Below are 22777 nucleotides of genomic sequence, written 5' to 3'. Positions count from 1 at the left end.
CTGATTGCTGATAGCCGATGCCCGAGTATATAAGCGATTATGGGCAGCGTAAATGACTGATACCTGTAGATTTTATTGACAAAAATAGCAAAAAATCAATATAAACAACAAGATAGACAGGTAAGTCATTATTTAACTTTACGCTTATCGGAGTTCGTTACATTTTTGGCCACGACAGGATGTTTGCGATACGGGTTGGCGAATCCGGGTCGATCGCGGATAATCTCACTATTGAATATCAGCGAGTTGCCCTCCATATCGGCAGAGCGAATACCCAAGAGATCATGATACCGTCTATGCCTGAACAATACCGATACTCTCTGCCGGTTAAAGCCGGCGATCAGCGCCAGATTGGCGAACTGACCGGCGCGGCCTGCGCCACTCTGGTGGCGGAAATGGCCGAGCGCCACGGCGGACCGGTGGTACTGATTGCCCCCGATATGCAAAACGCCCTGCGTCTGAATGATGAAATCAGGCAGTTTACCGATAGCATGGTGGCGGGCCTGGCGGATTGGGAAACCCTCCCCTACGATAGCTTTTCCCCTCACCAGGACATTATCTCTTCCCGTCTCGCCACCCTGTACCAGCTCCCGACCATGGAACGCGGCGTATTAATTATCCCGGTCAGCACCCTGATGCAGCGCGTCTGTCCGCATAATTTCCTCCACGGCCACGCGCTGGTGATGAAAAAAGGCCAGCGCCTGTCGCGGGATGCGCTGCGCTCCCAGCTGGATAGCGCCGGCTATCGTCATGTCGACCAGGTGATGGAGCACGGCGAGTACGCCACGCGCGGCGCATTGCTTGACCTGTTTCCTATGGGCAGCGAGCAGCCCTACCGTCTCGATTTTTTTGATGATGAGATAGACAGCCTGCGTCTGTTCGACGTCGACAGCCAGCGTACGCTGGAGGAAGTCGCCAGCATTAACCTGCTTCCGGCGCACGAATTCCCGACGGATCAGGCCGCTATCGAGCTATTCCGCAGCCAGTGGCGCGACCGCTTTGAGGTCAAACGCGACGCCGAGCATATTTATCAGCAGGTCAGTAAAGGCACGCTGCCCGCGGGAATCGAATACTGGCAGCCGCTGTTCTTTAACGAGCCGCTGCCGCCGCTGTTCAGCTATTTCCCGGCGAAAACGCTGATCGTTAATACCGGCGATCTGGAGGCCAGCGCCGAACGCTTCCAGAACGAAACCCGCGCCCGCTTTGAAAACCGCGGCGTCGACCCGATGCGCCCGCTTTTGCCGCCGGAACAGCTGTGGCTGCGCAGCGATGAGCTGTTTAGCGAGCTCAAAAAATGGCCGCGCGTCCAGCTCAAAACCGAGCGTCTGGCGGAAAAAGCCGCCAACACCAATCTCGGTTATCAGAAATTACCCGAGCTGGCGATCCAGGCGCAGAACAAAGCGCCGCTGGATAACCTGCGCCGATTCCTCGAGTCCTTCAGCGGGCCGGTGATTTTTTCGGTCGAGAGCGAGGGGCGTCGAGAGGCGCTTGGCGAAATGCTGGCGCGTATTAAGATCGCGCCAAAGCATATCCTGCGTCTTGAAGAGGCGACGGGTAATGGCCGCTATCTGATGATCGGCGCCGCCGAGCATGGGTTCGTCGATAGCCAGCGTAATCTGGCGCTGATTTGCGAAAGCGACCTGCTGGGCGAGCGCGTCGCGCGCCGTCGTCAGGACTCTCGCCGCACCATCAATCCCGATACGTTGATTCGTAACCTGGCGGAGCTGCATATCGGCCAACCGGTGGTGCACCTTGAGCATGGAGTTGGGCGCTACGCCGGAATGACCACCCTTGAAGCGGGCGGCATCAACGGCGAATACCTGATGCTGACCTACGCCAACGATGCCAAACTGTACGTGCCGGTGTCGTCGCTGCATCTGATTAGCCGCTATGCGGGCGGCGCGGAAGAGAATGCGCCGCTGCATAAACTGGGCGGCGACGTCTGGGCGCGGGCGCGGCAGAAAGCGGCCGAGAAAGTGCGCGACGTGGCCGCCGAACTGCTGGATATCTACGCTCAGCGTGCGGCGAAAGCGGGCTACGCGTTTAAACATGATAAAGAGCAATATCAGCTGTTCTGCGACGGCTTCCCGTTCGAGACCACGCCCGATCAGGCGCAGGCTATTAACGCCGTACTAAGCGATATGTGTCAGCCGCTGGCGATGGACCGTCTGGTGTGCGGCGATGTCGGCTTCGGCAAAACGGAAGTGGCGATGCGCGCCGCGTTTCTGGCGGTTGAAAACCATAAGCAGGTGGCGGTGCTGGTGCCGACCACCCTGCTCGCCCAGCAGCACTTCGATAACTTTCGCGATCGCTTCGCCAACTGGCCGGTGCGCATCGAGATGCTCTCGCGCTTTCGTAGCGCCAAAGAGCAGGCGCAGATCCTCGAGCAGGTCGCGGAAGGGAAAGTCGATATTCTTATCGGCACCCATAAACTGCTGCAGCCGGACGTTAAGCTGCGCGATCTCGGCCTGCTGATTGTTGATGAAGAGCACCGCTTCGGCGTGCGCCATAAAGAGCGCATCAAGGCGATGCGCGCCGACGTCGATATCCTGACCCTGACCGCCACGCCTATTCCGCGTACGCTGAATATGGCGATGAGCGGTATGCGCGATCTGTCGATCATCGCCACCCCGCCCGCCCGCCGTCTGGCGGTCAAAACGTTCGTCCGCGAATATGACGCGCTGGTGGTCCGCGAGGCGATCCTGCGTGAGGTACTGCGCGGCGGCCAGGTTTACTACCTCTATAATGACGTGGAAAACATCCAGAAAGCCGCCGAGAGGCTGGCGGAGCTGGTGCCGGAAGCGCGCATTACCATCGGTCACGGCCAGATGCGCGAGCGCGAACTCGAACGGGTGATGAACGATTTTCATCACCAGCGCTTTAACGTGCTGGTGTGCACCACCATTATCGAGACCGGGATCGACATTCCAACGGCGAACACCATTATTATCGAGCGCGCCGATCACTTCGGTCTCGCACAGCTGCACCAGCTGCGCGGTCGCGTCGGTCGTTCGCACCATCAGGCCTATGCCTGGCTGCTGACGCCGCATCCGAAGGCGATGACCACCGATGCGCAAAAACGCCTTGAGGCTATTGCATCGCTGGAAGATCTCGGCGCTGGTTTCGCGCTGGCAACGCATGACCTCGAAATTCGCGGCGCGGGTGAACTGTTGGGCGAGGATCAGAGCGGTTCCATGGAAACCATCGGCTTCTCCCTCTATATGGAGCTGCTGGAAAATGCCGTTGACGCGCTGAAAGCAGGCCGCGAACCCTCGCTGGAGGATCTTACCAGTCAGCAGACCGAAGTTGAGCTACGGATGCCGTCGCTGCTGCCGGACGACTTTATCCCGGATGTGAATACGCGCCTGTCGTTCTACAAACGCATTGCCAGTGCGAAGAACGAGAATGAGCTGGAGGAGATCAAAGTCGAGCTTATCGATCGCTTTGGCCTGCTGCCCGATCCGGCAAGAAACCTGCTCGATATCGCCCGACTGCGCCAGCAGGCGCAGAAGCTGGGGATCCGCAAGCTGGAGAGCAACGAAAAGGGCGGCACCATTGAGTTTAACGAGAAGAATAACGTGAACCCGATGTGGCTAATTGGCCTGTTGCAAAAGCAGCCTCAGCACTATCGCCTGGATGGCCCAACGCGCCTCAAGTTTACGCAGGACCTTGCCGAGCGTAAAACGCGGATGGAGTGGGTGCGCCAGTTTATGCGCCAGCTCGAAGAGAACGCCGCCGCCTGATAGCAGGCGGGATACGGCCTGTGCGTCGTATCCCGCCCCTCCCCACTTGTTCGGCAAAATTTACAAACATTTTGCAATCCCTCTGAACTTCCAGACACTCTCTTCGCCATAATCTCAGGGACTTTTCGTATAAAAATAACCACTTACTTATTATGGAATTAGGGTGATGAAAAGCTTTACGCGAATTTCTCTCTGGCTGGGGATGATAGCTATCGCCGCCGCGCTGGCGCTGCCCGCTCGCGCCAATACCTGGCCCCTGCCGCCTCCGGGCAGCCGTCTGGTCGGGCAAAACCAGTTTCATGTCGTCGAGAACAACGGCGGCTCCCTCGAAGCGATCGCCAAAAAGTACAACGTCGGTTTTCTGGCCCTGCTCCAGGCTAACCCCGGGGTGGATCCGTATGTTCCACGAGCCGGTAGCGTGCTGACGATTCCGCTGCAAACCCTGCTGCCCGACGCGCCGCGCGAAGGATTAGTCCTTAACCTGGCCGAACTTCGCCTCTATTACTATCCGCCAGGAAGAAGTGAAGTAACCGTTTATCCTATCGGCATTGGCCAGCTCGGCGGCGACACCATCACGCCGACGATGGTCACCACCGTCTCCGACAAACGCGCCAACCCGACCTGGACGCCGACGGCCAATATTCGCGCCCGCTATAAAGCAATGGGCATTGACCTGCCTGCCGTCATGCCCGCTGGCCCGGATAACCCCATGGGGCACCACGCTATTCGCCTGGCGGCGTACGGCGGCGTGTATCTGCTGCACGGCACCAACGCCGACTTCGGCATCGGCATGCGCGTCAGCTCCGGCTGTATTCGCCTGCGCGATGACGACATCAAAGCGTTGTACAACGAAATCACCCCGGGAACGAAGGTGACGATTATCAATACGCCAATCAAGGTGTCCGTGGAGCCGAACGGCACCCGTCTGGTGGAGGTCCATCAGCCGCTGTCAAAACATATTGATGACGACCCGCAGACGCTGCCCATTACCCTTACCGACAGCATGCAGGCGTTTAAGCAGGCACAGTTGACCGACACCGAGGTAATGGAACGCGCGATGATGCTGCGTTCGGGCATGCCGATTGACGTCACCCGCCACCATCGCGTAACGGAGCAGTCGCTCTAGTTCGCTAAACTGCCGACGAAAAAAAACCGCCTTCAGTTCACTGAGGCGGTTTTTTTTATGGCAATAATCAAACAGGGTCCTGCTTTTCTGCGGGTTGCGGCGCCATATAAGGGGTGGGCACCGCCTCTCGTCAGAGAACAACGTACTTCTTACTTTACGCGGACTGCTGAAGGGGGTCAGAACCGCGCGTAGTCAGTGGCATAACAGGGGTAGCGCAACAAATTATTTGTAGATAACCGCAGTCCCGTGAAGGGTGTTAGGACCGGTTACGGACGTAATACGGTAAGAGGTTGCGCCCATCTCTTCCGCTTTTTGCGCCAGCTGATCTTCCAGTGAACCCAGGTTGGTCCCGGCTGAGGCGGAAACGGTACCGATTTTATGCTGACCCGCCGGCGTTGACTGAACTTCTACAGCGGCGAAGCTGGCGAAAGAGAGTGAGCTAAGAACAGCGGCGATAGCGAGTGTTTTAACGTTTTTCATGATTGTTATACCTGTGCAGATGAATGTTTTTGTAGGGGCGAACGCATTTAATTAACGATCGATAGGGAAATGATAATGTGATCTAAGTCACACGTCAAACTATTTTTATAACGACCGTTTAACTATTTATAAACAGCTTAAAATTCATACATATATGAATTATTTATTTTTAGAGCAACATCGCTGGTAGCACGTAAGGTTTATTTTTATAATGCCCTTTCAACAAACCAACACAGGTACAGCGGCACCATGACAACTGACGTTCAAAGTTGCACAAAAAAAAGCCGTGGCCGACCTAAAGTGTTCGACAGGGAAGCGGCGCTGGATAAGGCCATGACACTCTTCTGGCAGCACGGCTATGAAGCGACCTCTCTCGCCGATTTAGTGGAGGCGACGGGCGCAAAAGCGCCTACGCTCTACGCGGAATTTGTGAATAAAGAGGGGTTGTTTCGCGCGGTGCTGGATCGCTACATCGCGCGTTTTGCCGCCAGGCACGAAGCGCTCCTCTTTGACGAAGAGAAAAGCGTCGATCGAGCATTACGCGACTACTTCACCGCCGTCGCGACTTGCTTTACCAGCAAAGAAACGCCGGCAGGCTGCTTTATGATTAATACCTCCGCAGCGCTGGCGGCGGCGTCCACCGATATCGCCAATACCGTTAAGTCCCGGCACGCGATGCAGGAACAAACGCTAACGCAGTTTCTCCAGCAGCGGCAGCTGCGCGGCGAGCTGCCGCCAGACGGCGACGTACGTCAGCTGGCGCAGTTCCTCAACTGCATATTACAAGGCATGTCGATCAGCGCCCGCGAAGGCGCCGACTTCACTAAAATCATGCAAATCGCCGAAACCACGCTGCGTCTGTGGCCCCAGGTTCTTCAGCGCTAACACCTCGCTTACCGGTGGGCTCCCCACCGGTTCCCCTCCCCTTTATCCCTACATAACGCAATGTTTTCAGTCATTTATTTTGTTCATTTCGCGAGAATGATATTGATAACAATAATCAATACGGGCAAAATTCGGTGTTAAACGTTTCTGTATATTTCACCGTGTAACAACCGGTACGCCCGTACCGAATAACGAAAACAACGATATCGTAAGCCCTAAATAATTCGAGTTGCAGGACATGGCACTTGTGCCTTGATCTGCGCTAGCGCTGGCCCCGTAGGGGCGAGGCCCATGGATGGGCCGAGTAATCCGCAGTCAACACACCTGCAACTTGAAGAATGACGGGCATAAACTCATAAAAGGAATGAGCATGAACAAGCGTCTCTGGGTGCTTAACCCACTGCTGCTGGCAACCGCCCTGCCCGCCTGGGCCGCTGATGACAGCATGATCGTCAGCGCAAACCGAACGCACCGCACCGTCGCTGAAATGGCCCAGACCACCTGGGTTATCGAAGGCCAGGAAATTGAACAGCAAGTTCAGGGCGGAAAAGAATTTAAAGACGTGCTGGCGCAGCTGATCCCCGGCATCGACGTCAGCAGCCAGGGACGCACCAACTACGGCATGAATATGCGCGGCCGCGCGATCGTCGTGCTGATTGACGGCGTTCGCCTTAACTCCTCCCGTACCGACAGCCGCCAGCTGGATTCTATCGATCCGTTTAACATTGAGCATATCGAGGTGATCTCCGGCGCCACATCGCTGTACGGCGGCGGTAGTACCGGCGGCCTTATTAATATCGTCACCAAAAAGGGCCAGCAGGAGCGCCAGGTCGACCTGGAGCTGGGGAGCAAAACCGGTTTTGCCAACAGCAACGATCATGATGAACGCGTGGCGGCAGCGGTCAGCGGCGGTACCGACCACGCTTCCGGCCGTTTATCGGTCGCCTATCAGCGTTTTGGCGGCTGGTATGATGGCAATAATGATGCGCTGATCCTTGATAATACCCAGACCGGGCTTCAACATTCCGACCGCCTGGATGTGATGGGAACGGGAACCATTGAGATTGACGAGAACCGTCAGCTGCAGCTGGTAACCCAGTACTATAAAAGCCAGGGCGACGATTACGGTCTGTACCTCGGGAAAAATATGTCGGCGGTGACCGGCGACGGCAAAGCCTTTACCACCGATGGCCTGAACTCCGACCGCGTCCCCGGCACCGAACGTCACCTGATAAGCCTGCAGTATTCCGATGCCGATTTCCTCGGCCAGAATCTGGTCAGCCAGGTCTATTATCGTGATGAATCCCTGACTTTTTACCCTTTCCCTACGCTCAGCAAAGGCCAGGTCAGCAGCTTCTCCTCTTCAAAGCAGGATACCGATCAGTACGGCGCGAAGATCACCCTGAATAGCCAGCCGCTGGATGGCTGGGATCTGACCTGGGGAGTGGACGCCGACCACGAAACCTTCAACGCCAATCAGATGTTCTTCGATTTGGGCCAGTCTATGTCTTCCGGCGGTCTGAATAACCAGGCTATCTACACCACCGGCCGTTATCCCGGCTACAGCATTACCAACCTGGCGCCGTTCCTGCAGTCCAGCTATGACCTGAACGACATCTTCACTATCAGCGGCGGCGTACGTTATCAGTGGACGGAAAACCGGGTCGATGATTTTGTCGGCTATGCCCAACAGCAGGATGTCGCCAGCGGCAAGGTCAGCTCTGCGGATGCCATTCCGGGCGGAAAAACCGATTACGACAACTTCCTGTTTAACGCCGGGATTGTCGCCCATCTCACCGATCGCCAGCAGACCTGGTTTAACTTCTCTCAGGGCGTTGAGCTGCCGGATCCGGGCAAATACTACGGCATCGGAAAGTACGGCGCGGCGGTCAACGGCCACCTTCCGCTTCTCTCAAGCGTGAACGTTGGCGATTCGCCGCTGCAGGGAATTAAAGTTAACTCGTACGAACTGGGCTGGCGCTACACCGGCGATAATCTGCGCACTCAGCTGGCGGCTTACTATTCGACCTCCGATAAAACGATCGTCGTTAACCGTACCGATATGACCATCGATGTGCAGTCCGATAAACGCCGTATTTATGGCGTAGAGGGCGCGGTGGATTACTACTTCCCGAACAGCGACTGGAGCGCCGGAGCTAACTTTAACGTGCTGAAATCGCAGGTGAAAAGCGACGGTAGCTGGCAGAAGTGGGACGTCACTCTCGCCTCGCCGTCAAAAGCCACCGCGTGGGTGGGCTGGGCGCCGGAGCCGTGGTCGCTGCGGGTGCAGAGCCAGCAGGTGTTTGATATCAGCGATGCCAGCGGTAATAAGCTCGATGGCTACAATACGGTAGACTTTATCGGCAGCTACGCGCTCCCTCTCGGCAAGCTGACCTTCAGCATTGAGAACCTGCTCAATGAAGATTATGTCACCCTCTGGGGCCAGCGCGCGCCGCTGCTGTATAGCCCGACCTACGGCAGCAGCTCTCTCTACGAGTATAAAGGTCGCGGACGCACCTTCGGCCTGAACTACGCTTTGAGCTTCTGATAAAAAAAGCCCCTCAGCCAGAGAGCCTGAGGGGCGAATAAAGATACACATCTTTTTTACGCTTTGTTAGTCAGAATCAGTTGGCCATTACTGTCCAGCGGGATTTGCGTACCAGGGTCGCGATCCATACGGATTTTGCCCTGCTGGTCGCCGATTTTGTAAGTGACATCGTAGCCGAGCATTTTTTCTGATTTATCGTACACCGTTTTGCAGCGCTGCTGCGTCGTGGTGTAGGTATCCCCTTCCTGCATTGAGCCCTGAATCTGGTTACCGGCATAGCCGCCGCCCAGCGCGCCCACGACGGTGGCAACGTCGCGGCCGCGTCCGCCGCCGAACTGATGGCCAATAACCCCGCCGGCCACCGCGCCCAGCACGGATCCGGCGATGCGGTTTTCATCCTGCACCGGTCGACGATGGGTCACGGTGACGTTCCGGCACTCCTGACGCGGGGTTTTGACGCTCTCTTTTATCGGCGTACTGGATACTACCTGTGCATACTGCGGGCCGCGATCTAACACGTTAAGACCGGCAACGGCTGCGACGCCCAGCGCGGCAGCCACGCCAATTCCTATACCCGCCAACATTGATTTATTCACGGGACTTCCTCCTTCGTTGCTATTGCCCCTAATTTTGCAATCCAGGCATCAGGCTTGCAAATAAGAAAGCGGATGAAAAGTGCGTGAACGTGTGGCAAATCAACGGGATTCGGAGGAATCTGAGAGGGTTTCCCGGCAAGGAAAGGAGGATATTCTGGTTATGAGTCTCTTAATGCGAAAAGCAAACGGGCGGACAAAACCTTCTGGCTTTGCCGCCCAGAGACATTAATGCAGCTTCAGGCGCGGACGAATAATGCGGTTGATACGTCCTACCAGCATCATCAAGCCGGTTTTAAAGTAGCCGTGCAGCGCAATCTGGTGCATGCGATACAGAGAGATATAGACGAAGCGCGCAATGCGACCTTCGATCATCATTGAACCGCGCATCAGGTTGCCCATCAGGCTGCCCACGGTGGAATAGTTAGAGAGCGACACCAGCGAACCGTGATCTTTATAGGTATAAGCTTTCAGCGGCTTACCTTTCATCTGCGCCAGAATATTGTGCAGGGCGCAGGTCGCCATCTGGTGCGCAGCCTGAGCGCGCGGCGGGACAAAACCGCCTTCCGGGCGCGCGCAGGACGCGCAGTCGCCGATGGCGTAAATATCCGCATCGCGCGTCGTTTGCAGCGTCGGTTCGACCACCAGTTGGTTAATACGGTTAGTCTCCAGTCCGCCAATCTCTTTCATAAAGTCCGGCGCCTTAATCCCGGCCGCCCAGACCATCAGGTCAGCGTTGATAAATTCGCCTTCTTTCGTGTGCAGACCGTTTGCATCGGCGCTGGTGACCATGGTTTTGGTCAATACGCGAACGCCAAGCTTGGTCAGCTCGCTGTGCGCAGCGCCGGAAATGCGCGGCGGCAGCGCGGGCAGAATACGCTCGCCAGCTTCAACCAACGTCACGTTCAGAGCTTCATTAGTCAGACCTTTGTAGCCGTAGCTGTGCAGCTGTTTCACCGCATTGTGCAGCTCGGCCGACAGCTCAACGCCGGTCGCGCCGCCGCCGACGATGGCGATATTCACCTTGCCGTTCGCCCCGAGGTTCGCCGAATACTTGAGGAACAGATCCAGCATTTCCTGATGGAAACGACGCGCCTGATGAGGATTATCGAGGAAGATGCAGTTCTCTTTCACGCCAGGCGTGTTGAAGTCGTTCGACGTACTTCCCAGCGCCATGACCAGCGTGTCGTAAGGCAGCTTACGCTCGGGCACCAGCAGCTCGCCCTTCTCGTTATGCAGCTCGGCGAGGGTGATCGTTTTGGTTTCACGGTTAATATCCACCACCGATCCCAGCTGGAACTGGAAGTCGTGGTTACGGGCGTGAGCAAGGTAGCTCAGCGCGTCTACACCTTCATCAAGTGAACCGGTCGCCACTTCATGCAGCAGCGGTTTCCACAGGTGGCTGTGGTTACGATCAACCAGCGTGATTTTGGCCTTTTTATTACGGCCCAGCTTTTTACCCAACTGGGTAGCCAGCTCCAGCCCACCGGCACCACCACCCACAATCACTATTTTTTTCAATGGCGTAGTCACGCGACCCCCTAAAATTATTAACCAATTGTTAACTAAAAGTTATACATATAACCTTTAATTAACAACAGGTTACGGCAGTGAAACCATTCAGCGAGATCGAGAATAACATGAACGGTGCATTGGTCATACCAAAATTGATATGCATCAAGTTTTACCGCATATTTTTTGAGCGCAGAATCGCAAAAATGAATAAAAAAAGCCCGCGATGTTTTCACATTGCGGGCCGGCGCGCGTTTAGCCGAGGGTTTTGAAGGCTTTTATGCGCTGGAGATGCGGGGAGATATTCTTGAACTTGTGGGTCTGTTCTTCATCCCAGATTATCTCATAGTAATGGTGCAGCAGGTCCGCCGAACGCTGGCTATTCAGCGCTTCGTCCTGACGAGATAGCACCACCAGGCAGCGATCGCGGTTTTTTTCGCGGAAATTATTCACGCATTTGGTGGCAATATCCGCATACTCTTCCGGCCGATCAATTTTCCCTTCCATGTTTTCATTGGGAAACAGGTTCGGGTTAAAAATGGCCTGGCGGATATCGCAAAGAAAGCCAATTCGCTCCGCCCAGAAGCCGCCGAGACCCACGCCGCAAATCAGCGGCCGATCGTCGGCGCTCAGCTGCAGCATCTTATCGACCTCTTTTAATAAGTGCTGCATATCATGTTTGGGATGCCGCGTGCTGTAGCTAATCAACCGAACATCGGGGTCAATAAACTGAAGCTGAAGCACCTTCTCATGGTTACCGGGGCTGTTTGAGTCAAAACCATGTAAATAGATAATCATCGCATCCTCACCAGACAACAACGCCTTTCAGGTTTATTACGCGGATTTCGCCTCTTGCCAGCGCGCGTGAAGCTGCTCAAGCTGCGCGCTGATCGTCTTCCAGCGGGCGGAATCCCTTAACGCCTGACGGCTAAAGGAACCTTTATGATACAATTTCGTAACACGTTCTGCTTTGATCGGCGACAGGTTATCCAGCACGCTGACCGCACCCTTACGATTATTGCAGACAAGGATCATATCGCAACCCGCATCCAGCGATGCCTGGCCGCGCTCGGCGTAGCTGCCCATAATCGCCGCCCCTTCCATCGACAGATCGTCAGAGAAAATCACCCCTTCAAATCCCAGCTCACCGCGCAGAACCGTTTTTAGCCAGTGCGCAGATCCGCTGGCCGGACGCGGGTCAACGTCGCTGTAGATGACGTGAGCGGGCATGATCGCATCAAGCCGCTGCTCGCCAATCAGCGTACGGAAGATGGCCATATCTCTGGCGCGAATTTCCGCTTCCGCGCGCGGATCGCGCGGCGTCTCTTTATGGGAATCGGCCGTCACCGCGCCGTGTCCGGGAAAGTGCTTACCGGTGGTTTTCATTCCCGCGGCGTGCATGCCGTCAATAAAATGACGAGCTATCGCCAGGGCTTTGTCGGGATCGTCGTGATAGGATCGCTCGCCAATAGCGGCGCTGATATGCCCAACGTCCAGAACCGGCGCAAAGCTGATATCAATATCCATGGCGATCATTTCGCTGGCCATCAGCCAGCCGGCCTCTGCGGCCAGCTTACCGCCCTCCTCCATGCCGAGCAGCGCGGCGAAAGATTGCGCCGCGGGAAGGCGGGTAAAGCCCTCGCGGAAACGCTGTACGCGCCCGCCTTCCTGATCTACCGCCACCACCAGATGGTTGCGCGAGGCCTCGCGGATCTGGCGGACCAGCTCACGCAGCTGCGCCGGATCGTGATAGTTGCGGGTAAACAGGATCAGCCCGCCAACCAAAGGATGCGCCAGAATCTCACGCTCTTCCGCATCCAGTTCAAAACCTTCGACATCCAACATTACCGGGCCCACATCCACCTCTCTTATCCTTTTACTTTTTGTCTAACTGGCGCCATACCTCATCCGCCAGCGCAATAAACTGTCGGTCACCGGTTTGCTGCCAGCGTCGCTCGTACCAGCCCGCCATCAGCAGCTGCACCCACGGACGCCAGCGCTGAATTTGCCGCCAGAGCTGAAGCTCATCGATGCTCGCCCGTCTCGCGTATTCTGCGGCTAGCCGACGATGCGCGGCGGGCTCGATCCACACCGCCGCCAGCTCCAGCGCAACATCGCCATCGCCCGCATATTCCCAGTCAATCAGCCGCAGCCCCGCCTCGCCGTGAACGATGTTGCCCGCATGGACATCCATATGTAACGGGGCGAGACGCAGCGGCCGGGGCTCGCCGCGACGCAGCAGCCGTTTGTGCCAACGTAGCCACTGCGGTGTGCGCCGCGCGGGGCTGCACTGTTGCCAGTAGCGCTCAAGCAGCGGCCGCAGCGCGATACGCCAGCCAAAGCGCGGCTGTCGGTGCAGATGATACAGTAACCCTGCGAGCGCCGGACACTCCGGTAATGCGTTAACCACATCGCCTGAGCAATATTCCACCACCATCCAGGCGGGAGAATAAAACACCGGCGCGGGCGCTAACGAATCGGGAAGGCGTGACAGAACGTGATATTGACGGCGAAAGTCGCAGGCCGGCGCATGCGGATCGTGCGGCTGGCGCAGCACCCGCTTTTGCCGACCATCGCTGAGAATGCAGCTGCCGCCGCTCAGCCCGTTTTGGGGCGGCGCGGCGACAGGCGTATAGCGCGGGAAAAAGCGCGACAGCACTTCGTCGCGCGTGAGCTTATTGTTGCTGAACAGCACCTTTGCCTGACCAGATAATTTCGCCGGTCTGGACCAGCATTAGCTGCATTTTCAGCTCAGGGGAATTAACGTTGCCGGTCGCGTTGGAATAGAGCACGTACTGTGCGCCAACGGTACGCGCAATGCCCATCGCTTTACTGCGGCTGCCAAGGCTATCCTGCGGCGACAGGCCAAGCTGCTGTTTGGCTACGCCCAGCTGCTGCTGCGAGACCAGGGTGAATTTTCCATTGCCTTCCAGCGCGTTGCGCAGCGCCGTGGTGGCCTCTCCCGCATTCAACGTGCCGTTGGTGCGGTTATTGACGCTGTCGACCAGCAAAATGCTGCCCGCATTTACGCCGCTGGCCTGCAGCATCTGCCCTATCATCGGCTGCACCGCGGAATTCCAGTCAAAATGACGCACGCGCGGCGCCGGCTGCGCTGGCTGCTCGCCGTGTTCAATCGGACCCGGCTGCGTAGGTATCACGGGAATAGTCGGCACAGTCGGCTGCGGCTGAACGGGCTGCTGCGGCTTCGGCTGCGCTTCCTCAACGGGAGCGGGTTCCTGACGTTGACCCACGCATCCGGCAAGGAATATCGCCAGTGCGGTAACTAATGCATAGCGACATAGTTTAATCATTACGATTACCTCTTACAGATAAAGATAAAGACGGGCCTTGTGCGCCCCCAGAATATTGGCGCTGCCATAAAGCGTAACGGAAGAGTGCGCAGGCACCGTTATGCTGCGCGCGGACTCCAGCGGATGCATTTCCAGCCCTCTGGCGTCATACCAGAAAAAGCGATAATGCACGGTCACCGGTACCTGGCGTTCATTGAACAATCGGGTGGTCGCCGTCGCCTGAATCTCGGATGCGGTCACCGTCGGTACTTCAGCGCTGATGCCCGCTGCCAGTACGTTTGATTCCATCACCAGACTTTGCTGATCGCTGACCGGAATTTCCGGATGTGAACTGCACCCGACCAGTAACGTCACGGCCAGAAGTGCGCCGAAGTGGGCTGCGCGCATGAATGTTAACCTTTATGAGCCAGCATCGGGCCTAACGGACGGCCGCCCAGCAGGTGCATATGGACATGGTAGACCTCCTGGCCCCCGTGGCGATTGCAGTTGACGATCAGGCGATAGCCATCGTCGGCAAGCCCCTCATCGCGGGCGATTTTCGCCGCGACGGTCATCATGCGTCCCAGGGCAAGCTCGTGCTCTGCGGTCACATCGTTGACGGTGGGAATCAGGATATTGGGAACGATCAGAATATGGGTTGGCGCCTGCGGAGAGATGTCGCGAAAAGCGGTCACGAGCTCATCCTGATAAACCACATCCGACGGGATCTCCCGGCGAATGATTTTGCTGAAAATCGTTTCTTCTGCCATGACTGATTCCTTAATAATTTTTATACCGTGCTCTGGCCTGCCTCTGCAGGTAAACGCGGATGCACAGGATTCCCCTAAGAGTATGAGCGAGTTACTCCCCCTCTTTCAACCTGAATGCGTTTTTTCTTACGCGACCAAGCGCTTAGCTGCTGACGGATTAAGCGTTTCTTCGCTGTATGCCCCCCCGGTACCGGTCAACAAGACCCGGGTACAGCCGTTTTCCCGCTTGTTTACACATTAAATATTAATGCGTATATTTCTCATTTGCATTCAAAGCAAATACAGTGCACTGACGATCTACCGCGGCCATCGCGCCGCAGCAAATAACAACAATCACACGATCAAGGGCTTATGATGTCTCTCTCCACCAACTTTCGGGATGGGCGTAACGCGCCGTCCCTGCTTGCTATGGGTATCGCGCTGGCGATCTTTCCCAACCTCAGTCAGGCAGCCGGCACGTCCGAAGACACTATTATTGTAGAAGGTTCCGCAGATAGCGCCTCGGAGACACAAGAGCAGGACTACAGCGTCAGAACCACCTCAGCCGGGACTAAAATGGAGATGGCCCAGCGCGATATCCCGCAATCGGTCAGTATCATTACCGAACAGCGGATGCGGGATCAGCAGCTGCAAACGCTGGGCGACGTCATGGACCATACCATGGGGATCAGCAGCAGCCAGGCGGACTCAGACCGCACCAGCTATTATTCCCGCGGTTTTGAGATCGACAATTATATGGTCGATGGCATTCCGACCTGGTTTGAATCTCGCTGGAATCTGGGCGACGCGCTTTCCGATATGGCCCTCTTCGAACGGGTTGAGGTCGTACGCGGCGCCAACGGCTTGCTGACCGGTACCGGCAACCCTGCCGCGTCGGTCAATATGATCCGCAAGCACGCGACCAGTCGGGAGTTCAAGGGAAATGTCTCTGCGGAGTACGGCAGCTGGAATAAGCAGCGCTACGTTGCTGATATGCAAAGCCCGCTGACTGACGATGGCAGCGTACGGGCGCGCATTATCGCCGGTTATCAAAATAATGACTCGTGGCTGGATCGCTATAACAGCGAAAAAACGTTCTTCTCCGGCATTCTTGATGCCGATCTCGGTACGTCGTCCGCTTTATCCGCTGGCTACGAGTATCAGCGTATCGACGTGAATAGCCCGACATGGGGTGGCCTGCCTCGCTGGAATACCGATGGCAGCAAGAACCGCTATGACCGCGCCCACAGCACCGCGCCCGACTGGGCCTATAACGACAAAGAGATCAACAAGGTCTTCGTCACGCTGAAACAGCGCTTTGCCGATACCTGGCAGGCAACGCTGAATGCCACCCATTCTGAGATCACGTTCGACAGCAAGATGATGTACGTTGACGCGTACGTCAACAAAGCGACCGGAATGCTGGTGGGCCCCTATAGCAGCTACGGCCCGGGCTATGATTACGTCGGCGGTACCGGCTGGAATAGCGGCAAACGTAAAGTCGACGCCGTTGACCTGTTCGCCGACGGCGGCTACGACCTGTTTGGTCGCCAGCACAACCTGATGATCGGCACCAGCTACAGTAAACAAAACAACCGCTATTTCAGTTCGTGGGCAAACGTCTTTCCCGATGAGGTTGGCAGCTTCTATAGCTTCAATAGCGCGACATTCCCGGAAACCAGCTGGGGCCCGCAGAGCCTGGCGCAGGACGATACCACGCGAATGAAGTCGCTGTATGCGGCGACGCGTTTTTCCCTGCTTGACCCGCTGCATCTGATTCTTGGCGTCCGCTATAACAACTGGAGCATCGAGACGCTAACCTACACGATGGAGAAAAACCATACCACCCCGTACGCCGGGCTGGTTTACGACATCAACGACAGCTGGTCGGCCTACACCAGCTATACCTCGGTCTTCCAGCCGCAGAATAAGCGCGATAGTTCCGGAAAATACCTGACCCCGGTTACCGGAAACAACTATGAAGTGGGCCTGAAGTCGGACTGGATGGACAGCCGGTTAACGACGACGCTCGCCCTATTCCGCATCGAGCAGGATAACCTCGGCCAGGCGACCGGCGGGCAAATCCCCGGCAGCAATGGCGAAGCAGCCTATAAAACCGTCGACGGTACCGTCAGCAAAGGGGTGGAGTTCGAAATCAACGGGGCGATTACCGATAACTGGCAGATGACCTTTGGGGCGACGCGTTTTGTCGCTGAAGACAATGAAGGCAATGCGGTGAATCCCAACCTGCCGCGTACCAGCGTCAAGCTGTTCACCCGCTACCGTCTGCCGGTAATGCCTGAACTGACCGTCGGCGGCGGCGTTAACTGGCAGAACCGGGTGTATAAAGATACCGCGACGCCGTACGGGACGTTCCGTGCGGAACAAGGCAGCTACGCGCTGGTGGATGTGTTCACTCGCTACCAGGTCACTAAAAATTTTGCTGTGCAGGGTAACGTCAATAACCTGTTCGACAAAACCTACGACACCAACGTCGATGGTTCCATCGTCTACGGCGAACCGCGCAACGTCAGCATTACGGCCAGCTATCAGTTCTGATCTCTGCTTAACGTGACAAAAGCCGCGGGCGCGCTTTTAACGCCTGCGGCCATTAAAAAAGGCAGCCCGTAGGCTGCCTTAGTCTCCCCATATCACAACTTAGCTGTTGCGGATGTATTCATCCATTTCAGTTTTCAGGTTATCGGATTTGGTACCGAAAATAGCCTGAACGCCTGAACCTGCAACAACCACGCCTGCGGCACCCAGTTTTTTCAGGCCAGCCTGATCAACTTTCGCCACATCCGCCACGCTCACGCGCAGACGAGTGATACATGCGTCGAGGTTAGTAATGTTCTCTTTACCGCCGAACGCGGCAATCAGAGCCGGAGCCATTTCGCTGGTCGCGCCAGCTTTGCTGTCTTCGGTGGCGTCTTCACGACCCGGGGTTTTCAGATCCAGCGCTTTGATCAGCACGCGGAACACCACGTAGTAAACAATCGCATAGCAGATACCGACGATCGGGAACAGCCACAGCTTGCTGCTGTTGCCAGACAGAACGATGAAGTCGATCAGGCCGTGAGAGAACGACGTACCGTCACGCATACCCAGCAGGATACAGATCGGGAAGGCCAGACCTGCCAGAATCGCGTGGATGATGTACAGGATCGGCGCAACGAACATGAACGAGAACTCGATCGGCTCGGTAATACCGGTCAGGAACGAGGTCAGCGCTGCGGAGATCATGATACCGCCCACTTTCGCGCGGTTTTCTGGTTTAGCAGAGTGCCAGATAGCGATAGCGGCGGCCGGCAGACCGTACATTTTGAACAGGAAGCCGCCGGACAGTTTGCCCGCAGTCGGGTCGCCTGCCATATAGCGCGGAATATCACCGTGGAAGACCTGACCTGCTGCGTTGGTGTATTCACCAATCTGCATCTGGAAAGGAACGTTCCAGATGTGGTGCAGACCAAACGGCACCAGGCAGCGCTCAATGAAGCCGTAGATACCGAACGCGACAACCGGGTTCTGGTAAGCGGCCCACTGGGAGAAAGTCTGGATTGCGGTACCGATCGGTGGCCAGATAAAGGACAGGATCACGCCAGTGAAGATCGCTGCCAGGCCGGAGATAATTGGCACAAAACGCTTGCCCGCAAAGAAGCCCAGATACTCAGGCAGCTTAATGCGATAGAAGCGGTTGAACATGTAGGCTGCGATGGCACCGGAGATGATACCGCCGAGGACGCCGGTATCCGCCAGGTGTTTAGCCGCAATCTCTTCAGCAGGTAAATGCAGAACCAGAGGTGCAACCACGGCCATGGTTTTCACCATGATGCCGTAAGCGACGACCGATGCCAGAGCGGATACGCCGTCGTTATTGGTGAAGCCAAGTGCGACACCGATAGCAAAAATCAGCGGCATGTTAGCGAAGACCGAACCGCCCGCTTCCGCCATGACGTGGGAAACTACGGCTGGCAGCCAGCTGAAGTTTGCGGAACCGACGCCCAGCAGGATACCTGCGATAGGCAGTACGGATACCGGCAGCATCAGCGATTTACCGACCTTCTGCAGGTTAGCAAATGCATTCTTAAACATAATTGAGAGTGCTCCTGAGTATTTGGTGCTTTTTTACGTTTTCACGCATTGGCCCGGGGGGAGAACCGCGCCGTGGACAGGACATCTAAGCGCCCTTTATTTATTACACAGAGTAAAATAATTACCGGGATGATTGTTTGACGGCTATCACGTTTCAATCAGACACCCATTAAAAACTGACATTGATTTACATAACTCGTGTCTGAATGTTGCCAAAAAACCTTCACCGCCCCATTTGTGGCGGTGAACTTTACTCGCTTTAGCTATTAATTACGAGCCTTAAAATAATAAGCAATATCAGAGAGGTTGCAGCCGGGAGGGGTCAATATGAAAAAGCGTCGCGAAATTTTCAGTCGTCTGTTGTGCCAGCTGCTCCAGCGATACGCCCTTGAGGACCGCCATATACTCGGCGACGTCCCTGACCATTGCCGGCTGGTTCTCTTTGCCGCGATGCGGTACCGGCGCCAGATACGGCGAATCGGTCTCCACCAGCAGGCGATCGAGAGGTACATAGCGCGCAGCATCGCGAAGCTGCTCCGCATTACGGAACGTCACAATGCCGGAAAACGAGATATAGAACCCCATATCCAGCAGTTTACCCGCTGTCTCCCTATCCTCAGTGAAACAGTGTAGTACGCCACCGCAATCCGTCACTTTTTCTTCGCGTAAAATTTCCAGCGTATCGGCGCGGGCATCGCGGGTGTGAACAATAACCGGCTTATTCAGCTCCCGGCCTATACGGATATGATCGCGAAACGACGCCTGCTGACGCGCTTTTGTTTCCGGCGTGTAGAAATAATCGAGCCCGGTCTCGCCCATCGCGACGACGCCGTCCTCTGCTGCGAGTTTGCGCAGCTCTTCAACGTCATACTCTTCATCCTGGTTTAACGGATGGACGCCGCAGGAAAAAACGACGTCGTGACGCTGCCCCACCAGCTCGCGCATACCGCGGTATCCCGGCAGCGTCGTCGCCACGGCCAGGCAAAATTTCACATCGCGCGCGGAAGCCTTTGCCAGTACATCGTCCACATCTTTATGCAGCGTTTGATAATCCAGGCCATCGAGATGGCAATGGGAGTCGACTAAAAACATGATGTCTCTCTCAGAGGTGGGATACGGGAAGAACCGCCCCGGGTTGCAGGTAATGTTCCCAGCGCAGAAGGCGCTCGGTTAGCAGCAGTTCGCGATTAATGCCGACAACGCTCAACAGCTGTTCGCGGCAGGCGCTGACGTCACGCGCAATCGCCTGCAGGCGCGCCGCCGGCAGCGCAGCGGCCAGCTGATTGACCAGTGGCCAGGCGTCCGGATTGCTGATAAGCGTAATCCCCTGCTGCCTTTTTTGCGCATCGACCAGCAGCGATGCCAGCCAGTGCAGGCGAATCGCTACCTGTTCATGGTTCAAAATCGGCAACAGCGTCAGCCAGTCGCCGTGAGTTAAAATATTACCCAGGATCTGACAAAGCTGCTGGCGCGGTGCCCAGTGAGAATCCTGCAGCAGATCCAGCGCTGCCGCTGGCGCGTTGGCGCTCAGCCGCAGCGCCGCGAGCAGCGCGTCTTGTGACATCGTCACTTCCCGCTCTAACCACGCCAGCGCGTAGCGTTCTGAAGGCGGAGCAAGGTGATACAAACGACAGCGGCTGCGCAGCGTTGCCAGCAGGCGCGCTGGCTCCTGACAGGCCAGGAAGAACCAGGTATTCTCCGGCGGCTCCTCCAGCGTTTTCAGCAGCGCGTTTGCCGCCGCATCCGTCAGCATAGCGGCATCGCCTATCCACACCACCTTCGCGCCGCCAAGCCGGGCGTGCTCATAAAGCTTTTCGCTCACCTCGCGCACGGCATCGATCCCGAGCGAGCTCTTCCCCTTTTCCGGGGTCAACGCATAATAATCAGGATGGGTACCGGCCTGCATCAGTTGACAGCTGTGGCAATGACCGCAGCTTTTATGCCCTTCCGGCTGGCGACACATCAGAAAGCGACAAAGCGCGTAAATCAGCGCATCGCTCCCCATGCCCGGCAGCGCCTGGACCATCAGCGCATGGTGGCCCCGTCCCGCCTGATAGCTGGCAACCAGCTGTTCAAAGGGCGGGCGTAACCACGGATACCATTTCATGGGAGTTGCTCCGCAACCCACTGATTGACCACCGCACGGATGTCGCGCTCGACGGCCTCCAGCGGCTGGGTGGCGTCAACGGTACGGATGGTGGGATCCTGCACCGCCAGTTCAAGGTAGCGCGCGCGAGTTCGATTAAAGAAATCCAGCGACTCCTGCTCAATTCGGTCAAGTTCGCCGCGGGCGCGGGCGCGCTTCAGGCCCACCTCCGGAGTCACATCAAGATAAAGCGTCAGATGGGGACGAAAGTCTCCCAGTACCGCGTCACGCAGGGTCGCCAGCATCGTCTGGTCGATACCGCGACCGCCGCCCTGATAGGCCTGGGTAGAGAGATCGTGACGATCGCCAATGACCCATTGACCGCGCGCCAGAGCGGGTTTAATCACCGTCTCTACCAGCTGTACGCGCGCCGCGTAAAACATCAGCACTTCCGCTTTATCATTAATCACTTCATCGCCGGTGGACTGAATATCCAGCACCAGGCTGCGCAGCTTCTCGGCCAGAATGGTGCCGCCCGGTTCGCGGGTAAACACCATATCGCTAACGCCCAGCTGTTTTAGCGTCTCTACCACACATTCACGCGCGGTGGTTTTCCCTGCGCCCTCCAGGCCCTCGATGACGATATAGTTACTGCGCATTTTTTTCCTTAAGTACTTTCAAATAATCCTGAACCGAGCGGTTATGGCTGGCCAGGTTGGTGTTAAACGTATGCCCGCCCTTGCCGTCCGCGACAAAATAAAGATACGGCGTTTTCGCCGGATGCGCGGCGGCGTTCAGCGAGGCCTCGCCCGGTGCGGCAATGGGTCCGGGCGGCATACCGTTAATGGCATAGGTATTGTAAGCGGTCGGCGTTTCCAGGTCTTTACGCGTCAATTTGCCATTATAACTCTCCCCCATCCCGTAAATCACGGTGGGATCGGTTTGCAGACGCATGCCGATACGTAAACGATTAATAAATACCGATGCGACGCGGTCGCGCTCTTCCGGCAGCGCCGTCTCTTTTTCAATGATAGAGGCCATCGTCAGCAGCTGATTCTTATCATGATACGGCAGATTCTCCATCCGCCCTTCCCAGGCTTTATCGACCGCGGCAACCATCTTCTGATGCGCGCGCTTAAGGATCGCCACATCGCTGGTATTGGCGGTATACATCCAGGTATCCGGCCAGAACCAGCCTTCGACCCAATCGGGATGTTCCAGTTCAAGGGCCTTCGCCACGGTTTCATAGCTATCATCCGCCAGCGTATGCTTGACGTAAGGCGCATCGCGCAGCTGACGCAGGTAGTCACTCACCCGCATACCTTCAACGAAGCGCAGCGGAAACTGCGCCTCTTTACCGCTGGCCAGCAGCTGCAGCATCTGGCGTACCGTCATATCAGGCGTAAAGCGATAGGTCCCGGCTTTAAAGTGGGACAGCTCAGGCTTGATGCGCAGCAGCCACTGGAACACCCGAGGGCGGTTAATGACTTTATCGCTATACAGCTGTTGCCCAAGCGCCAGGCGCCCCGTTCCGGCCTCAAGGGTAAAGATGGTCTCTTCTTTAATCAGTAACTTACTGTCCGCCAGCTGGCGAACTTTCCACATACCGATGCCTGCGGCGATGCCCAGCACCACCACCAACAGCAGAATGAAACGTAACATTTTCTTCATGG

General features: G+C 56.4%; 19 protein-coding genes and 1 pseudogene. 5 read left to right on the top strand and 15 right to left on the bottom strand.

The features are described from left to right. Positions 1-191: 191 nt before the first annotated feature. Positions 192-257: pseudogene (locus ACESQ2_RS06020) on the bottom strand (hypothetical protein); the annotation flags it as partial. 39 nt (positions 258-296) lie between these two features. On the opposite strand from ACESQ2_RS06020, the gene mfd reads away from it, so the two are divergent. After that, entirely contained in the window at positions 297-3743 is a 3447-nt protein-coding gene (mfd, locus tag ACESQ2_RS06015) for a transcription-repair coupling factor (protein ID WP_014228854.1), read from the top strand. A gap of 166 nt (positions 3744-3909) precedes the next feature. Then, complete coding sequence (locus ACESQ2_RS06010) at positions 3910-4869, top strand: L,D-transpeptidase family protein (RefSeq protein WP_032719683.1); 960 nt, start codon at positions 3910-3912, stop codon at positions 4867-4869. Positions 4870-5091: 222 nt separating this feature from the next. On the opposite strand, the gene bhsA is transcribed toward ACESQ2_RS06010, so the two are convergent. Continuing rightward, positions 5092-5349: a multiple stress resistance protein BhsA gene (gene bhsA, locus ACESQ2_RS06005; protein ID WP_004131427.1), complete on the bottom strand. Its 258-nt coding sequence runs from the start codon at positions 5347-5349 to the stop codon at positions 5092-5094. A gap of 249 nt (positions 5350-5598) precedes the next feature. Between bhsA and ACESQ2_RS06000 the strand changes: the two genes are divergently transcribed. Next, positions 5599-6234, top strand: a complete 636-nt coding sequence (locus tag ACESQ2_RS06000) for a TetR/AcrR family transcriptional regulator (protein WP_004849937.1) — start codon at positions 5599-5601, stop codon at positions 6232-6234. Between the two features lie 370 nt (positions 6235-6604). Continuing rightward, positions 6605-8782 carry a TonB-dependent siderophore receptor gene (locus ACESQ2_RS05995; RefSeq protein WP_049071768.1) on the top strand — a complete coding sequence of 726 codons (2178 nt, stop codon included), beginning with the start codon at positions 6605-6607 and terminating at the stop codon, positions 8780-8782. A 56-nt stretch (positions 8783-8838) separates the two neighbouring features. Here the strand turns inward: ACESQ2_RS05995 and ACESQ2_RS05990 are convergent, their stop codons facing one another. The 8 genes from ACESQ2_RS05990 to hinT form a co-directional block, all read right to left on the bottom strand. Further along, entirely contained in the window at positions 8839-9378 is a 540-nt protein-coding gene (locus ACESQ2_RS05990; protein ID WP_004131424.1) for a glycine zipper 2TM domain-containing protein, read from the bottom strand. A 225-nt stretch (positions 9379-9603) separates the two neighbouring features. Continuing rightward, complete coding sequence (locus tag ACESQ2_RS05985; RefSeq protein ID WP_004849932.1) at positions 9604-10908, bottom strand: NAD(P)/FAD-dependent oxidoreductase; 1305 nt, start codon at positions 10906-10908, stop codon at positions 9604-9606. A 234-nt stretch (positions 10909-11142) separates the two neighbouring features. Further along, on the bottom strand, positions 11143-11685 hold the full coding sequence (gene ycfP, locus ACESQ2_RS05980) for an alpha/beta hydrolase YcfP (protein ID WP_004849931.1): 543 nt from the start codon (positions 11683-11685) through the stop codon (positions 11143-11145). A gap of 36 nt (positions 11686-11721) precedes the next feature. Then, positions 11722-12732: a beta-N-acetylhexosaminidase gene (gene nagZ / locus ACESQ2_RS05975; protein ID WP_029946910.1), complete on the bottom strand. Its 1011-nt coding sequence runs from the start codon at positions 12730-12732 to the stop codon at positions 11722-11724. A 31-nt stretch (positions 12733-12763) separates the two neighbouring features. After that, positions 12764-13582: a thiamine kinase gene (thiK, locus tag ACESQ2_RS05970; RefSeq protein ID WP_046876503.1), complete on the bottom strand. Its 819-nt coding sequence runs from the start codon at positions 13580-13582 to the stop codon at positions 12764-12766. Then, a complete protein-coding gene (gene lpoB / locus ACESQ2_RS05965; protein WP_014228847.1) occupies positions 13563-14198 on the bottom strand; it encodes a penicillin-binding protein activator LpoB in 636 nt (211 codons plus the stop codon). Before lpoB ends, thiK begins: the two co-directional genes overlap by 20 nt. 12 nt (positions 14199-14210) lie before the next feature. Next, entirely contained in the window at positions 14211-14585 is a 375-nt protein-coding gene (locus tag ACESQ2_RS05960; RefSeq protein ID WP_046876504.1) for a YcfL family protein, read from the bottom strand. A gap of 5 nt (positions 14586-14590) precedes the next feature. After that, complete coding sequence (gene hinT / locus ACESQ2_RS05955) at positions 14591-14947, bottom strand: purine nucleoside phosphoramidase (RefSeq protein ID WP_004849924.1); 357 nt, start codon at positions 14945-14947, stop codon at positions 14591-14593. A 354-nt stretch (positions 14948-15301) separates the two neighbouring features. Here hinT and fhuE point away from each other — a divergent pair, with 354 nt between their 5' ends. Beyond that, complete coding sequence (gene fhuE / locus ACESQ2_RS05950) at positions 15302-17485, top strand: ferric-rhodotorulic acid/ferric-coprogen receptor FhuE (RefSeq protein WP_048261585.1); 2184 nt, start codon at positions 15302-15304, stop codon at positions 17483-17485. 99 nt (positions 17486-17584) lie between these two features. Here the strand turns inward: fhuE and ptsG are convergent, their stop codons facing one another. The 5 genes from ptsG to yceG form a co-directional block, all read right to left on the bottom strand. Continuing rightward, a complete protein-coding gene (ptsG, locus tag ACESQ2_RS05945) occupies positions 17585-19018 on the bottom strand; it encodes a PTS glucose transporter subunit IIBC (RefSeq protein WP_014228844.1) in 1434 nt (477 codons plus the stop codon). 297 nt (positions 19019-19315) lie between these two features. Continuing rightward, on the bottom strand, positions 19316-20110 hold the full coding sequence (locus tag ACESQ2_RS05940; protein WP_004849918.1) for a metal-dependent hydrolase: 795 nt from the start codon (positions 20108-20110) through the stop codon (positions 19316-19318). A 10-nt stretch (positions 20111-20120) separates the two neighbouring features. Then, on the bottom strand, positions 20121-21125 hold the full coding sequence (gene holB, locus ACESQ2_RS05935) for a DNA polymerase III subunit delta' (protein WP_088168048.1): 1005 nt from the start codon (positions 21123-21125) through the stop codon (positions 20121-20123). Continuing rightward, positions 21122-21763, bottom strand: a complete 642-nt coding sequence (gene tmk / locus ACESQ2_RS05930; protein WP_368762766.1) for a dTMP kinase — start codon at positions 21761-21763, stop codon at positions 21122-21124. The genes holB and tmk overlap by 4 nt, the downstream gene beginning before the upstream one ends. Then, complete coding sequence (gene yceG, locus ACESQ2_RS05925; protein ID WP_004849912.1) at positions 21753-22775, bottom strand: cell division protein YceG; 1023 nt, start codon at positions 22773-22775, stop codon at positions 21753-21755. The genes tmk and yceG overlap by 11 nt, the downstream gene beginning before the upstream one ends. Positions 22776-22777 lie beyond the last annotated feature (2 nt).

Source organism: Klebsiella sp. Q11 (genome assembly GCF_964241505.1).
Lineage (GTDB): Bacteria > Pseudomonadota > Gammaproteobacteria > Enterobacterales > Enterobacteriaceae > Klebsiella > Klebsiella michiganensis.
This window is presented reverse-complemented; position numbering and strand designations above follow the sequence as displayed.

Bases quoted from the DNA above. Each gene is read 5' to 3' on its own strand.
- mfd (WP_014228854.1), top strand. From the start codon at position 297: ATGCCTGAACAATACCGATACTCTCTGCCGGTTAAAGCCGGCGATCAG.
- ACESQ2_RS06010 (WP_032719683.1), top strand. From the start codon at position 3,910: ATGAAAAGCTTTACGCGAATTTCTCTCTGGCTGGGGATGATAGCTATC.
- bhsA (WP_004131427.1), bottom strand. From the start codon at position 5,349: ATGAAAAACGTTAAAACACTCGCTATCGCCGCTGTTCTTAGCTCACTC.
- ACESQ2_RS06000 (WP_004849937.1), top strand. From the start codon at position 5,599: ATGACAACTGACGTTCAAAGTTGCACAAAAAAAAGCCGTGGCCGACCT.
- ACESQ2_RS05995 (WP_049071768.1), top strand. From the start codon at position 6,605: ATGAACAAGCGTCTCTGGGTGCTTAACCCACTGCTGCTGGCAACCGCC.
- ycfP (WP_004849931.1), bottom strand. From the start codon at position 11,685: ATGATTATCTATTTACATGGTTTTGACTCAAACAGCCCCGGTAACCAT.
- nagZ (WP_029946910.1), bottom strand. From the start codon at position 12,732: ATGTTGGATGTCGAAGGTTTTGAACTGGATGCGGAAGAGCGTGAGATT.
- lpoB (WP_014228847.1), bottom strand. From the start codon at position 14,198: ATGATTAAACTATGTCGCTATGCATTAGTTACCGCACTGGCGATATTC.
- ACESQ2_RS05960 (WP_046876504.1), bottom strand. From the start codon at position 14,585: ATGCGCGCAGCCCACTTCGGCGCACTTCTGGCCGTGACGTTACTGGTC.
- hinT (WP_004849924.1), bottom strand. From the start codon at position 14,947: ATGGCAGAAGAAACGATTTTCAGCAAAATCATTCGCCGGGAGATCCCG.
- fhuE (WP_048261585.1), top strand. From the start codon at position 15,302: ATGTCTCTCTCCACCAACTTTCGGGATGGGCGTAACGCGCCGTCCCTG.
- ptsG (WP_014228844.1), bottom strand. From the start codon at position 19,018: ATGTTTAAGAATGCATTTGCTAACCTGCAGAAGGTCGGTAAATCGCTG.
- ACESQ2_RS05940 (WP_004849918.1), bottom strand. From the start codon at position 20,110: ATGTTTTTAGTCGACTCCCATTGCCATCTCGATGGCCTGGATTATCAA.
- holB (WP_088168048.1), bottom strand. From the start codon at position 21,125: ATGAAATGGTATCCGTGGTTACGCCCGCCCTTTGAACAGCTGGTTGCC.
- tmk (WP_368762766.1), bottom strand. From the start codon at position 21,763: ATGCGCAGTAACTATATCGTCATCGAGGGCCTGGAGGGCGCAGGGAAA.
- yceG (WP_004849912.1), bottom strand. From the start codon at position 22,775: ATGAAGAAAATGTTACGTTTCATTCTGCTGTTGGTGGTGGTGCTGGGC.